Origin of the sequence: Streptomyces sp. NPDC093544, from assembly GCF_040683495.1 — a bacterium.
Lineage (GTDB): Bacteria > Actinomycetota > Actinomycetes > Streptomycetales > Streptomycetaceae > Streptomyces.
Genome location: NZ_JBFBEA010000010.1, coordinates 180,640 through 194,918, shown reverse-complemented (window position 1 = coordinate 194,918; position 14,279 = coordinate 180,640). Strand labels below are relative to the sequence as shown.

The 14,279-nt window shown below is 70.4% G+C and carries 12 protein-coding genes; 7 read left to right on the top strand and 5 right to left on the bottom strand.

Annotated elements, in window-relative coordinates; genetic code table 11:
- Window positions 1-23 precede the first annotated feature (23 nt).
- Together AB0N66_RS17395 and AB0N66_RS17390 are read right to left on the bottom strand one after the other, a co-directional pair.
- A complete protein-coding gene (locus AB0N66_RS17395; RefSeq protein WP_365434973.1) occupies window positions 24-806 on the bottom strand; it encodes an ABC transporter permease in 783 nt (260 codons plus the stop codon).
- Complete coding sequence (locus AB0N66_RS17390) at window positions 803-1,771, bottom strand: ATP-binding cassette domain-containing protein (protein WP_365434970.1); 969 nt, start codon at window positions 1,769-1,771, stop codon at window positions 803-805. The genes AB0N66_RS17395 and AB0N66_RS17390 overlap by 4 nt, the downstream gene beginning before the upstream one ends.
- Before the next feature lie 63 nt (window positions 1,772-1,834).
- Here AB0N66_RS17390 and AB0N66_RS17385 point away from each other — a divergent pair, with 63 nt between their 5' ends.
- Window positions 1,835-2,551: a TetR/AcrR family transcriptional regulator gene (locus tag AB0N66_RS17385; RefSeq protein ID WP_365434967.1), complete on the top strand. Its 717-nt coding sequence runs from the start codon at window positions 1,835-1,837 to the stop codon at window positions 2,549-2,551.
- Window positions 2,552-2,558: 7 nt separating this feature from the next.
- Here AB0N66_RS17385 and AB0N66_RS17380 read toward each other — a convergent pair whose 3' ends face one another.
- The 3 genes from AB0N66_RS17380 to hmgA form a co-directional block, all read right to left on the bottom strand.
- Window positions 2,559-3,746 carry a type ISP restriction/modification enzyme gene (locus AB0N66_RS17380; protein WP_365434964.1) on the bottom strand — a complete coding sequence of 396 codons (1,188 nt, stop codon included), beginning with the start codon at window positions 3,744-3,746 and terminating at the stop codon, window positions 2,559-2,561.
- 24 nt (window positions 3,747-3,770) lie between these two features.
- The gene (locus AB0N66_RS17375; RefSeq protein ID WP_365434960.1) at window positions 3,771-4,520 is read right to left on the bottom strand and encodes a GntR family transcriptional regulator; all 750 of its coding nucleotides are present in this window, start codon (window positions 4,518-4,520) and stop codon (window positions 3,771-3,773) included.
- 138 nt (window positions 4,521-4,658) lie between these two features.
- On the bottom strand, window positions 4,659-5,975 hold the full coding sequence (hmgA, locus tag AB0N66_RS17370; RefSeq protein WP_365435281.1) for a homogentisate 1,2-dioxygenase: 1,317 nt from the start codon (window positions 5,973-5,975) through the stop codon (window positions 4,659-4,661).
- A gap of 252 nt (window positions 5,976-6,227) precedes the next feature.
- On the opposite strand from hmgA, the gene AB0N66_RS17365 reads away from it, so the two are divergent.
- The 6 genes from AB0N66_RS17365 (at window position 6,228) to AB0N66_RS17340 (ending at window position 14,275) form a co-directional block, all read left to right on the top strand.
- Entirely contained in the window at window positions 6,228-6,833 is a 606-nt protein-coding gene (locus AB0N66_RS17365; protein ID WP_365434958.1) for a hypothetical protein, read from the top strand.
- Complete coding sequence (locus tag AB0N66_RS17360; protein WP_365434955.1) at window positions 6,830-7,459, top strand: TetR/AcrR family transcriptional regulator; 630 nt, start codon at window positions 6,830-6,832, stop codon at window positions 7,457-7,459. Before AB0N66_RS17365 ends, AB0N66_RS17360 begins: the two co-directional genes overlap by 4 nt.
- A 215-nt stretch (window positions 7,460-7,674) precedes the next feature.
- Window positions 7,675-9,945 (top strand): molybdopterin oxidoreductase family protein, encoded by a 2,271-nt coding sequence (locus tag AB0N66_RS17355; protein ID WP_365434953.1) that lies wholly within the window; start codon window positions 7,675-7,677, stop codon window positions 9,943-9,945.
- Window positions 9,946-10,079: 134 nt separating this feature from the next.
- Window positions 10,080-11,513 (top strand): citrate:proton symporter, encoded by a 1,434-nt coding sequence (locus AB0N66_RS17350; RefSeq protein WP_365434950.1) that lies wholly within the window; start codon window positions 10,080-10,082, stop codon window positions 11,511-11,513.
- A 58-nt stretch (window positions 11,514-11,571) separates the two neighbouring features.
- On the top strand, window positions 11,572-12,804 hold the full coding sequence (locus tag AB0N66_RS17345; RefSeq protein WP_365434947.1) for an MFS transporter: 1,233 nt from the start codon (window positions 11,572-11,574) through the stop codon (window positions 12,802-12,804).
- Between the two features lie 82 nt (window positions 12,805-12,886).
- Window positions 12,887-14,275 (top strand): aldehyde dehydrogenase family protein, encoded by a 1,389-nt coding sequence (locus AB0N66_RS17340; RefSeq protein WP_365434944.1) that lies wholly within the window; start codon window positions 12,887-12,889, stop codon window positions 14,273-14,275.
- Window positions 14,276-14,279 lie beyond the last annotated feature (4 nt).

The window sequence follows — 14,279 nt, the reverse complement described above, 5'->3', positions numbered from 1 at the left end:
GGGGGTGCTCCTGCCGCGGCGGTTCACCGTCCGCCGTGTGTGTAACGGCGGACGGCGAGCGGCAGGAACACCGCGATGAGCAGCGCGCACCAGGCCAGCGACCCCGCGACGGGATGGGTCACCGGCCAGGCGCCCTCCGTCGGCACCGGCGCGTTCCCGAAGAGGTCTCGCATCGCCGTGGCCACCGCGCTGATCGGGTTCCATTCGGCGATCGTCCGCAGCCAGCCGGGCAGATTGTCCGTGGGAATGTAGGCGTTCGACAGCAGCGGCAGCATGAACGTCGCGGCACCGAGCTGCCCGGCCGCCTCCTCGCTCCGCGAGGCGAGCCCGAGCAGGATGCCGACCCAGGTCATCGCGAACCGGAACAGCAGCAACAGGCATACGGCACCGGCCGCTTCGAGCGCCGACCCGTCGATCCGCCAGCCCACCGCGAGCCCGACCAGCATCAGCGGAAGCATGCCGACGGTCGTGACGACCAGGTCCGCGGCGGCCTGGCCCAGCGGCACGGCGGCCCGGCTCATCGGCAGGGTCCGGAAGCGGTCCATCACACCCCGGTGCGAGTCCTGGGCGGCCTGGAACATTCCGGTCATGATCCCGTTGGCGGCGGTCGCCACCAGCAGCCCCGGCACCAGGAAGGCGCGGTACGCCTGTCCGGGCGTCGCGAGTGCGCTGCCGAAGACATAGCCGAAGAACAGCAGCATGTTGATCGGCATGGTCTGGGTGAGGATGAGAAGCCCGGGGCTGTGCCGCATCCGCTGCAGGTTCCGGCCCAGGATCGCGGTGCCGTCGTACGCCAACGTACTCATGTCACAAGCTCCTTGTAGTCGGTCATACCGTCTGTGCTGTCGTGGGTCAGGCGCAGGAACACGTCGTCGAGCGTCGGCGGCCGCAGGCTCGCGTCGAGCAACGGCACCCCGGCGGCGTCGAGTTCGCGGACCAGTCGGGGAAGCGTCAGGGTCGTGTCGGTGGTGACCGCGCCGACCGCGCGCCGCTCCTGGTCGAACGAGGGTGCGTTGCCGGTCAGTTGGTCGAGGACGGCCGCGGCTCCGGGCAACGCCGCCGCGTGGGCGACGACCACCTCCGCGTAACTGCCGATGAGCGCCTTGAGTTCGGCGGGCGAGCCGGTGTGGGCGACCCTGCCCCGGTCCACGAGTGCGATGTCGTCGGCCAGTTGGTCGGCCTCCTCCAGGTACTGCGTGGTCAGCAGTACGGTCGTGCCCTCGTCCTTGAGCGCGCGCACGGCCGCCCAGATCTGGTTGCGGCTCGCGGGGTCGAGCCCGGCGGTGGGCTCGTCCAGGAAGAGCACCTCGGGCCGCCGGATCAGGCTCGCCGCCAGGTCGAGGCGGCGGCGCATTCCGCCCGAGTACGTGGACGCCTGCCGGTCGGCGGCCTCGGTCAGCCCGAAGCGGTCGAGGAGTTCGGCCGCCCGCTCCGCCGTTCCCCGCACCCGGAGCAGCCGCGCGAACAGCCGCAGGTTCTCGCGTCCGGTGAGGTCACCGTCCACCGAGGCGTACTGCCCGGTGACCCCGATCGAGCGGCGTACGGCTCCCGGCTCCCGTACGAGATCGTGGCCGGCGACACGCGCGGACCCCGCGTCCGGTCGGAGCAGGGTGGTGAGCAGCCGTACGGCCGTGGTCTTGCCCGCGCCGTTCGGCCCGAGAATCCCGCAGACCGTGCCCTCGGCCACCGCGAGATCCAGCCCCCTGACGGCATGGACCTCCCCGAAACGCTTCTCCAGACCTTCACTAAGTACAGCGTACGTAGTTGTCATGGGTAGACCATAGCGCACTACGTACGGTGTACGTAACTAGGATGGTTCCGAGGTGATCGACCAATGTCAGGGCGCAGTGCGGTACCCGAAGTGATCTGGGCTCGTCCCGAGCGTGCGGGCCGTGGTCCGCGGCCGGCCTACAGCCGCGCTGACATCGCGGCCGCCGCGGTGCGGATCGCGGACGCGGAGGGGCTCGACGGAGTCTCCATGCGGCATGTCGCGGCCGAACTGGGCTGCGGCACCATGTCGCTCTACAACTATGTCCCCCGCAAAGAGGACCTTTACGAGCTGATGTTCGACGCCGTCACCGGCGAGCACGAGATCGAGGAGCCCACAGGCGACTGGCGTGCCGACATGCTCCGGAACGCCCACCAGACACGGGCCCTCATGCACCGCCATCCCTGGATGCCGCGCCTGATGTACGGGTTCTACGGCTTCAGCCCGCACGCCCTGCGCTATCTGGAGCACTGCCTGGCCTGCCTCGACCCGCTCGACGCGCCGTACGGCACGAAGATCGAGCTGGTCGCGATGCTCAACGGCGTCGTGACGACGTACGTCGGGAACGAGCTGGCCACCGCCGAACGCACCCGCTCCCTGCCGTGGTCCGAGGAGCAGGAGAACGCCGTCCGCATCGGATATCTGGGTAGCCAGATCGCCACCGGCACGTATCCGCGGATGGCCGCGGCGTTCATGGAGGACGCCGGGCCGATCGACCTGGAGGCGGTGTTCGAACGGGCGCTGGGGCGGGTCCTTGACGCGTTCGATCCGAGGGGTCGGTGACGAAGGGCTAGATCAGCGCGAACTGGCCCTCCGGGCCTTCCTCGTGGTGGTCGAGCACCGACGCCGGCTGCCTTGCCGTGTCCGGTACCGGGAGTACGCCCGCCTTGCGCAGCTCCGTTCCGGTGATCGGCTCCTCCGAGACGATCAACTCGGCCCGCTGAGGCCGCAGTTCCGCCAGCAGTGCCAGCACGGTGACGATTTCGAGCAGCTCGGACGTCCAGGCCTGGGGCCAGGTGGCGGGCCGGATCGCCTCCAGGGTGCCCGGCTCGGGTGGTTGCGTCCGGGCCGCGAACCACTGCTCCAGTACGCGGACTCCGCCCACCTCGAAGTCCCAGGCTTCCGGCGGAACGGGGGAGATCCGGCCCTCGTCGAGCTGGAGGGCCTCCTCGTCGCGGTCGTAGCGCACGTCGACCGGGAGGGCAGGGAGCGGAGAGCGGACGTAGGGGCGACGGCCCCCGGGGAGCTTGGGCCGTTGGCCGTCCCGTCGCATCAGCCACAGCATCCGGCGGCCCAACTCGACGCCGTGCGACCAGAGTCCGGGGTCGGCGGTGAGGGGCACGGCAAGCCCGGCTCGGCCGGCCCGGGTGACCGCCACCGTCCAGGCGAGGACGTCGACGGGATCGGGGGAGTGACCGAGGCGGCTACGGAGGTGCTCCAACAGGCCCGGTGCCAGGTTCGGTTCCAGAGCGCTGGGGCGACGGTAGAGGGGACGGACGCGGCCTCCGCGGCCGGCGCTCAGCGGGAGGACGGAGGCAACGAGCAACACCGGCCCCGACGATTCCGGCACCACCGTCTGCTCGACCGCGAAGAGCTGACGCGCGTCGGCGACCCGCCACAACTCGGGCCGCGCCGCGTCGATCAGCCGATGGTCCGGGATCAGCCACTGCTCGTCGAAGGGCCCGCCCAGCACCCGGACCGGCTCCGCACAGGGCCCCGACTCACGCGTCAGCCGCCCGGTTCCGCTCGCCTGCCCCGGCAACTGCGCCACCGCCGAATGCAGAGTGCGCGAGCGGGTGATGCCGAACAACGCCTCGCGCTCCGGCCCTTGGGCCTTCACCAGCGTGTCCCACCGGGCCTTCAGGGACGCGGCGTCGGGAGCGGTCGGCCACCCCCGGCCCAGTCTCGGCGGAGCGGCCGACCACGGCATGAGGTCCGCAAGCAGCGGGGCGTCGTCGTCCTGCGTCACGCTCGGCATCGTACGACGTGGTCCACGAGGTGGTCAGTGGGCGTCGAGGGTGACCGTGAAGGAGAAACGGTCGCCGCGGTAGTGGATGCGGGCTACGTCCAGGGCGCGGCCGTCCTCCCCGTGGATGACACCCGTGTAGTGCAGGATCGGGCTGAGCAGCGGGACCTGGAGCAGCCGCGCCGTCTCCGGGTCCGCGAGTGTGGCCTCCACGGTGTCGGTGATCCGGCTGATCCGGATGCCCACCACATCGCGCAGCACCTTGGTCATGGGCCAGCGCACCAGGTCCTCCGGGTCGATCAGCGCCGCGAGTTCGGGACGCACGAAGTTGCGCGCGTGGTTCGTCGGCTCGCCCGTCTTCTCGTCGCCGCGCAGCCGGTGGTACGAGCCGACCTCGGCCAGATCCGGGAAGTACTCGGCGAGTTCGGCGGACACGGGCACCGTGCCGTGGTCCAGCAGTTCTGTCGTCATCCCCGACTGCTGCGCCACGATCGTGTCGACCGAGCCGAGCAGCCGTACGGGCGCGCCTCGTTGGGCGCTCGGCTCGATGAACGTGCCGCGCCGGCGGTGCCGCGTGATCAGCCCCTCGTCCTCCAGCTCCTTGAGCGCCTGCCGCATGGTCAGCACGCTCACTCCGTAGTGCTCCGCCAACTGCTCCTCGGTGGGCAGCCGCAGCGGGTCCCGGGCGGAGCGGCCGAGTATCGAGGCGCGCAGGGACTGCGACACCTGGTACCAGAGCGGCAGCTTGCGGTTCAGGACGATCGAGTCCGGGGCGAAGGAGGTCACGAGGGTTATCCGTACCGGTCGTGGGCGTTCAGTGCAACGGGCGGCGGGGCTGAGCGTGACGGGCGACGAGGATCAGTGCAAGGCGCGACGGGGACGAGCGCGACGGGCGACGGCGATCAGGGGAACGGCCGAGGGCGGTCAGCCGGCCGGGCGGAAGTTCCGCTGAAGGCCCTGCCACACGTCGTCGTACGCCTGTTGCAGGTGCTCCGCCTGCGCTGCTTGTGCCGTGGCGGTCACCGGCCAGCGGGTCTCGAACATGAAGGCCAGCCCGTCGTCGATCTTCTGCGGCCTGAGCTCGGCGGCGCTGGCCCTGTCGAAGGTTTCGCGGTCCGGGCCGTGCGCCGACATCATGTTGTGCAGCGAACCGCCCCCCGGCACGAAACCGTCGGCCTTGGCGTCGTACGCGCCCTCGATGAGCCCCATGTACTCGCTCATCACGTTCCGGTGGAAGTACGGCGGCCGGAACGTGTCCTCGCCCACCAGCCACCGTGGCGCGAAGACCACGAAGTCCACACCGGCCAGTCCTGGGGTGTCGGTCGGTGAGGTCAGTACCGTGAAGATCGACGGGTCCGGATGGTCGTAGCTGATGGTGCCGATCACATTGAAACGCCGCAGGTCGTAGACGTAGGGCACATGGTTGCCGTGCCAGGCGACCACGTCCAGCGGTGAGTGGTCGTACGTCGCCGTCCAGAGGTTGCCGCAGAACTTGTTCACCACCTCGACCGGGCCGTCCACGTCCTCGTAGGCGGCGACGGGGGCGAGGAAGTCCCGGGCGTTGGCGAGCCCGTTGGCGCCGATCGGGCCCAGGTCGGGCAGTTGGAAGGGTGCCCCATAGTTCTCGCACACATAGCCGCGGGCACTCTCGTCCAGCAACTCCACACGGAAGCGGACACCACGGGGGATGAGCGCCAGGTGGCCGGGCTCCACATGGAGCAGCCCGAACTCGGTGCGCAGCAGCAGCCCGCCGCGCTCCGGCACGATCAGCAGCTCACCGTCGGCGTCGCTGAACACCCGCTCCATCGAGGAGTTGGCGTAGTACAGGTGCACCGCCATGCCCGTGCGCTGGGTGGCGTCGCCGTTGCCGCCGAGAGTCCAGAGGCCGTCCACGAAGTCGGTGGAGGCCGGAGGCTCGGGCAGCGGGTTCCAGCGCAGCCGGTTGGGGTCGGGCACCGTCTCCGTGAAGGGAGCCGTGCGGAGCGCGCCGTTGTCCGCACGCGTGAACGGCGGGTGCGCTGCCGACGGGCGGATCCGGTACAGCCACGAGCGCCGGTTGTGCGCCCTCGGCTCGGTGAACGCGGAACCGCTCAGCTGCTCCGCGTACAGCCCGAGTGCTGCCCGCTGCGGCGTGTTACGGCCGTGCGGCAGGGCGCCGGGGACCGCCTCCGAGCTGTGTTCGTTGCCGAAGCCGGAGAGGTGGGCCAACCCCTCGGCCGTCTTCCTCGTGTCCCCGCCCAGGATCGCCTCGTCCCCGCTCATGACCACTCCCTCGCTCCGATTCCTATGCTTCACCATAGGAATGGATTCCGGCGCACGCAAGAGGCGGTAAGACTCAGAGGCGTACGACTTGGCGAGCCCTGCGGCTCGGGGGCGTACGCCTCGGCGAGCCATCGGCCTCGGCGGGTCGTACGACTCAGGGGTCGGTCCATGGACCAGGAACCCGACCCCAGGGGGATCCGAGTGTCAGTGCGATGTTCTACGCTCCCCGGCATGTCGTGGAAGCGTGGACTGCTCGCCGCGCTCGCGGTCTGTGCCCTGCTCGGCGGACCGGCGGGCTGCGGCTCCGGCGATGCGCACGAGCCGAAGGACGGAGTGTCGGCCTCGCCCGTGGGCGAGCTGCTCGACCAGACCGACGAGGCGGGACGGCGCTACCGTGAGGTCGAGGAGAAGGGCGCACCGGATGTCGCGATCGAGGTCCAGCCGGAATCCGACAACGGCTGGGACGTGCGGCTGACCTTCGAGCACTTCCGCCTGTCGCCCGCCGGTTCGCGCTCGGTGGCCGTCGAGGGACGCGGTATCGCCATCCTCTATCTCGACGGCCGCAGTATCGCCACGCTCCGCACCGCCGAGTACCACCTCCCCGGCGACCTCGTCCCGCGCGGCACACACCAGGTCACCGTCCGCCTCTACGCGGACGACCAGACCGTGTGGGCCGTCGACGAGAAGCCCGTCGAGAGCACCGCGGACATCACGTCGTCGCAGGCCAGGCAGACGTCGGACGCGACCGAGTCGCCGGAACCCTCGATGAGTACGAGCGGCAGTGAGGCCCGTACTGATACCGGAGGTTCACCGGACCCCGGCGGAAAGGCATCATGAAGCCCGTGCCCCATGCGACCTCGCTGCGCCGAGCGCCCGTGCAACGCCGAAGCGCAGAACGACTGACCAGGATCCTCGACGCCTGCGCCGACCTTCTCGACGAGGTCGGCTACGACGCCCTGAGCACCCGGGCCGTGGCCCAGCGTGCCGCCGTACCCATCGGCTCCGTCTACCGCTTCTTCGGCAACAAGCGTGCGATGGCCGACGCGCTCGCCCAGCGCAACCTGGAGCGCTACGCCGAGCGCGTCACCCTCCGGCTCCAGGAGACCGGCGGGGAGAGAGAGGTCGCGAGCAGCTGGCGTACGGCCGTGGACGCCGTGCTCGACGAGTACATAGCCATGAAGCGCACCGCACCAGGCTTCTCCCTCGTCGACTTCGGCAACCAGATCCCGGTCGGCTCCCGCGCCGAGCCCAATACCCGCGTCGCCGACCGCCTCAGCGAACTCCTCGCCGGCTACCTCGACCGCACCCCCGACGAGGACCTCCGGCGCGTCTTCCTGGTCGCGGTGGAGTCCGCCGACACCCTCGTCCACCTGGCCTTCCGGCTCGCCCCGGACGGCGACGAACGGATCATCGAGGAGACCCGTGTGCTGCTGCGGGCCTATCTGGAGCGGGTGCTCGACTGAAGCGGGTGCTCGACTGAGGGGTCGGAATCGCGACCGAGTCGCTCGCGAACCCTCGATCGACTCGGTCGAGGAGTCGTGGCCGAGGACCGGCGTGCGGTGCACCGCACGCGGATTTCCGACCTGACCCCCGCGGGCCCTCCCCTCCATGCATACCGGTCGGTATGCTCGGCCTCAGTCCGTGTGCCAACGCTGCCACCGTCCTCCGGGAGGACCCCGTGTCCCGCACCACCGGCACCACCACCGGCACCACCCCCGACTCCCGCACCGCCCTGCGGATCTGCCCCCTCTGCGAAGCCACCTGCGGGCTGACGCTCACCATCGAGGGCACCCGGGTGACCGGCGCCCGGGGTGACCGCGACGACGTGTTCAGCAAGGGGTTCATCTGCCCGAAGGGCGCCTCCTTCGGGGCGGCCGACGGGGACCCGGACCGGCTCCGCACCCCCCTGGTACGCGAGGACGGCGAGCTGCGCGAAGCCACCTGGGAGGAGGCCTTCGACGCGGTGGCCGCCGGGCTGCGGCCCGTCGTCGAGCGGTACGGGCCGCACGCCGTCGGCGTCGTCCTCGGCAACCCGAACGTGCACACCATGGCCGGTGCCCTCTACCCGACCGTCCTGCTCGCCGCCCTCGGCACCCACAGCGTCTTCACCGCCTCCACGGTCGATCAGATGCCCAAGCACGTGTCGAGCGGCCTGCTGTACGGCGACGCCAACGCGATCCCGGTGCCCGACCTGGACCACACCGACCACCTCCTGCTCATCGGCGCCAACCCCGTGGAATCCAACGGGAGCCTGTGCACCGCCCCCGACTTCCCCGGCAAACTCAAGGCGCTGCGGGCGCGCGGCGGCACCCTGACCGTCATCGACCCGCGACGGACCCGTACGGCCAAACTCGCAGACCGGCATGTGGCGATCCGGCCCGGAACCGACGGGCTGCTGCTCGCCGCCATGGCGCACGTCCTCTTCGAGGAGAAGCTCGTCGCGCTCGGCGACCTCACCCCGCACGTCCAGGACATCGACGAACTCGCCCACGCCGTACGGGACTTCACTCCCGAGGCGGCAAGCGAGGCCTGTGACGTCCCCGCCGACACGATCAGGGCGCTCGCCCGCGAACTCGCCGCCGCGCCCACCGCCGCCGTCTACGGCCGCATCGGCAGCTGCACCGTCCCGCACGGCACCCTGACCAGCTGGCTCGTCGACATCGTCAACATCCTCACCGGCAACCTCGACCGGCCCGGCGGCGCCCTCTTCCCGCAGGCCGCCACCGACAGGACACCCCGGGCCGCAGGCCCCGGCCGCGGGTTCGCGCTCGGGCGCTGGCACTCGCGGGTGAGCCGGTATCCCGAAGCCAAGGGCGAGTTGCCGATCGCCGCCCTCGCCGAAGAGATCGACACCGCCGCCGACGAAGGCGAACCGATCCGCGCGGTCATCGCCGTCGCCGTCAACCCCGTACTCTCCGCACCCGACGGCGACCGCCTCGACAAGGCACTCGGCTCGCTGGACTTCATGGTCAGCGTCGACCCGTACCTGAACGAGACCTCACGCCACGCACACGTCGTACTCCCGCCGCCCCCGCCCTCGCAGAGCGCCCACCACGACTTCGCCTTCAACACCCTCGCCGTACGCAACCAGGTCCGCTACACCCGCGCCGCCGTCCCCTTGGAGGTCGGCCGCATGGCGGAGACCGAGATCCTCGCCCGGCTGACCCTGGCCGCGACCGGCATGCACGGCGCCGACCCGTCCGCCGTGGACGCGATGGTCATCGACAGCACACTCGGCAAGTCCGTCACCGAGGCACACTCCCCGGTGCACGGCCGCGACCCGCAGGAACTCGCCGCACAACTCACCGGCGACAACGGCCCCGAGCGGCGGCTCGACATGATGCTCCGCCTGGGCCCCTACGGCGACGGTTTCGGCGTACGACCTGACGGGCTGAGCCTGGAGAAACTGCTCGCGCAGCCGCACGGCATCGATCTCGGGCCGCTGCGATCGCGGCTGCCGCAGCCGCTCAAGACCCGCAGCGGGAAGATCGAGCTGCTGCCCGGGCCGATTGCCGACGATCTTCCCCGGCTGCGGGACGCCCTGCGCGAGCGTCCCTCCGCCCTCGTGCTCATCGGCCGCCGCCACCTGCGGTCCAACAACAGCTGGATGCACAACGTGCCCTCCCTCACCGGCGGCACCAACCGCTGCACCCTGCACATCCACCCCGAGGACGCCGAACACCTCGGGATCGGCGACGGCTCGGCTGTCCGCGTCAAGGGCGCCGGGGGAGAGGTGACAGCCCCCGCCGAAGTCACAGACGCCGTACGGCGCGGGGTGGTGAGCCTGCCGCACGGGTGGGGACACGACCGCCCCGGCACCCGGATGAGCCACGCCGCGCTCGACCCCGGAGTCAACGTCAACCAGCTCCTCGACGGCAGCCTCCTCGACCCCCTGTCGGGGACCGCCGTCCTCAACGGCGTACCCGTGGAGCTGACGCCTGTGACCTGAGCAAAGCTGTGACCTGGAGTTTTGCGCTTATTGCTCGCGTGTCAACGTCTTGTTAAGACTTGCGCACCCGACCTAACGTCACACGCACCGCCGTCCCAGGTGGGAGTTCAAGGGCGAACGTTAGGTATCCACTCATGCTGACCATCCTCGGCTTCACCATGATCGCGACCTTCCTGGTCCTGATCATGCTGAAAAAGATGTCGCCGATCGCGGCGCTCGTGCTGATTCCGGCGCTCTTCTGCGTGTTCGTCGGAAAGGGCGCCAAGCTCGGTGACTACGTCATCGACGGCGTCACCAGCCTCGCCCCCACCGCGGCGATGCTCATGTTCGCGATCGTCTACTTCGGAGTGATGATCGACGTCGGGCTCTTCGACCCGATCGTGCGCGGCATCCTGAAGTTCTGCAAGGCCGATCCGCTGCGCATCGTGGTCGGTACGGCCGTGCTCGCCGCGATCGTCTCCCTCGACGGCGACGGCTCGACCACCTTCATGATCACGGTCTCGGCGATGTACCCGCTGTACAAACGCCTCAAGATGAGCCTCGTCGTGATGACCGGCGTCGCCGCCATGGCCAACGGCGTGATGAACACCCTCCCCTGGGGAGGCCCGACCGCCCGCGCCGCCACCGCCCTCAAGGTCGACGCCAGCGACATCTTCGTCCCGATGATCCCGGCCCTCGCCGTCGGCCTCCTGGCCGTCTTCGTGCTCTCGTACGTGCTCGGTCGCCGCGAGCGCACGCGGCTGGGCATGCTGACGCTGGAGGAGGTACTGGAGCCGCAGGAGGCCGAGACGGTGCTGGTCGGCGCAGGGTCCGGTGCCGGTTCCGGCACTGGTGGCCCCGTCGACCTCGGCAAGAAGGCCCTGAGCACCGGCGGCTCGGGTTCCGGCACGGACGCGGAGGCCGACGAGCCCGAGGACGACGACGGTTTCGCCGTCCTCGACCCCAACCGCGCCACCCTGCGGCCCAAGCTCTACTGGTTCAACGCCCTGCTCACGCTCACCCTGCTCACCGCCATGATCATGGAATTGCTGCCGATCCCGGTGCTGTTCCTGCTCGGCGCCGCCCTCGCGCTCACCGTCAACTTCCCCCACATGCCCGACCAGAAGGCCCGCCTCGGCGCCCACGCCGAGAACGTCCTCAACGTCTCCGGCATGGTCTTCGCCGCCGCCGTCTTCACCGGCGTCCTCCAGGGCACCGGCATGGTCGACCACATGGCCGAGTGGCTGGTCTCCAACATCCCGGACGGCATGGGCCCCCACATGGCCTTCGTCACCGGCGTCCTGAGCATCCCGCTCACGTACTTCATGTCGAACGACGGTTTCTACTTCGGTATCGTCCCGGTCCTCGCCGAGGCGGGCCAGGCCCACGGCGTCTCCACCCTGGAGATCGCCCGCGCCTCCCTCGTCGGCCAGCCGCTGCACATGTCGAGCCCGCTGGTCCCCGCCGTCTACGTCCTCGTCGGCATGGCGAAGGTCGAGTTCGGCGACCACACCAGGTTCGTGGTGAAGTGGGCGGCGCTCACTTCACTGGTGGTGCTGGGGGCGGGACTTCTGTTCGGCATCATCTGACGCCCGGCAGACGCCAACGCACGGACGTCCGTCGCTCGTGATCGGATGGAGGATCACTGTGAGCCCCGGTGGAAACCGCGGCTGGTTGCTGCGCCTCGTCATCGCCTTCAGCTTCGCCCAGGGAGCGGTGTCGATGGCGCGGCCCGCCGTCTCCTACCGGGCCCTCGCCCTCGGCGCCGACGAGCGCGCGATCGGCGTGATCGCGGGTGTGTACGCGCTGCTGCCGCTCTTCGCCGCGGTGCCGCTGGGCCGCCGCACCGACCACGGCCGTTGCGCCCCGCTGCTGCCCGTCGGCGTGATTCTCATCGCGGGCGGCTGCGCCCTCAGCGGCAGGGCGGACTCGCTCACGGCGATGGCGGCGTGGAGCGGAGTGATGGGCCTTGGCCACCTCTGCTTCGTCATCGGCGCCCAGTCGATCGTCGCCCGGCAGTCCGCGCCGCACGAACAGGACCGTAACTTCGGCCACTTCACCATCGGCGCCTCCCTCGGCCAACTGGTCGGCCCGATCGCCGCGGGCGCTCTCATCGGCGGTTCCGACATGGCGGGCACCAGCGCCCTGGCCCTGCTCGTCGCCGGTGGGGTCGCGGCGGTCTCGTTCACCTCGCTGTGGCGCATCGAGGACCGTACGCCGGCCAAGTCCCGTACGGCACAAGGCGACCGCGTCCCCGTGAACCGCATACTGCGCACCCGGGGTGTCCCTGAGGGCATCTTCATCAGCCTTGCCGTGCTGTCCGCGACGGACATTCTCACGGCGTATCTGCCGGTCGTCGGTGAGCACCGGGGGATCGCGCCGTCCGTGGTCGGCCTGTTGCTGAGCCTGCGCGCGGCGGCGACGATCGCCTGTCGGCTGGTGATGACGCCGATGCTGCGGCTCCTGGGCCGGACCGCACTGCTCACCGTGACCTGTCTGGCGGCGGGCGTGCTGTGCGCGGGCATCGCGCTGCCGGTGCCGGTCTGGGCACTGGCCGCGATGCTCCTGGCTCTCGGGTTCTGTCTCGGCGTCGGTCAGCCGCTGTCGATGACGACGGTGGTCCAGGCCGCCCCCGACGACGCCCGTTCCACAGCCCTCGCCCTCCGGCTGACCGGCAACCGGCTCGGCCAGGTCGCCGCGCCCGCCGCCGCGGGTCTGGTCGCCGGAGTCGCGGGGGTGGCCGCGCCGTTCGTGATGCTGGGCGCGCTGCTGCTGGTGTCGTCGGGGATCGCGCTGCGCTCACCCGCGAAGCCGGGGGCCGCGGGCCATGGTGAGCCCGTGCGGCGCCGGGTGCCCTCGCGTCGTAAGAGCGATATCTGAGCTTCCCCGCACCCTGGCGCCGGAAAACTAACATCGCTAGTTTAGGGGCCGGTGACGCTGCGCTGCCTGGGAGGCACAGGGAATGAAAGCTCACGACGGCATGTACATAGGCGGCGAGTGGCGCCCCGCTGCCGGCGCGGACACGATCGAGGTTGTGAATCCGGTCGACGAGCAGGTGATCGGCCGGGTGCCCGCGGGCACCGCCCTGGACATCGACGACGCCGTACGGGCCGCCCGTGCCGCTTTCCCCGGCTGGGCCGCGACTCCGCCCGCCGTGCGGGCCGCGAAGCTGGCCGCCCTGCGTGACGTGCTCGTCGCGCGCAAGGGCGAGATCGCCGAGACGGTCACGGCCGAGCTCGGCTCGCCGTTGCCGTTCTCGCAGGCGGTGCACGTGGGATTGCCGGTCCTGGTCGCGGGTTCGTACGCCGAACTGGCGGCGGTGTACGCCTTCGAGGAGAAGGTCGGCAACTCGACCGTCCTTCACGAACCCGTTGGTGTGGTCGGCGCGATCACGCCCTGGAACTACCCGTTGCACCAGATCGTCGCCAAGGCCGCCCCGGCGCTGGCTGCCGGCTGCACGGTGGTCCTCAAGCCCGCCGAGGACACCCCGCTGACCGCCCAGCTCTTCGCCGAGGCGGTGGCTGAAGCGGCCCTTCCGGCGGGGGTGTTCAACCTTGTCACCGGCCTCGGCCCGGTCGCGGGCCAGGCCCTCGCCGAGCATCCGGACGTGGACCTGGTCTCTTTCACCGGCTCCACGGCGGTCGGCAAGCAGATAGGCGCGGCGGCAGGCGCGGCGGTCAAGCGGGTCGCCCTCGAACTCGGCGGCAAGTCCGCCAACGTCATCCTGCCGAGCGCCGACCTGGCCAAGGCCGTCAACGTCGGCGTCGCCAATGTGATGTCCAACTCCGGCCAGACATGCAGCGCTTGGACTCGCATGCTGGTGCACACCTCGCAGTACGAGGGGGCCGTCGAGTTGGCCGCGGCGGCTGCGGGCAAGTACGGCGACCGTATCGGCCCGGTCGTGAACGCCAAGCAGCATGCCCGGGTGCGGAGTTACATCGAGAAAGGTGTCGCGGAGGGCGCCCGACTGGTCGCGGGCGGCCTCGAATACCCGCGCGAGCGCGGGTATTTCATCAGCCCGACCGTCTTCGCCGACGTCACACCGGACATGACGATCGCTCAGGAGGAGATCTTCGGGCCGGTGCTGTCGATCATCCGGTACGAGGATGAGGAGGACGCAGTCCGGATCGCCAACGGCACGGTGTACGGGCTCGCGGGCGCTGTCTGGGCGGCCGAGGAGTCGGAGGCGGTGGCGTTCGCGCGGCGGCTCGACACCGGGCAGGTCGACATCAACGGAGGACGCTTCAACCCCCTTGCCCCGTTCGGGGGTTACAAGCAGTCGGGGGTGGGGCGCGAGCTCGGTTCGCACGGGCTGTCCGAGTACCTCCAGACCAAGTCTTTTCAGTTCTAGGACC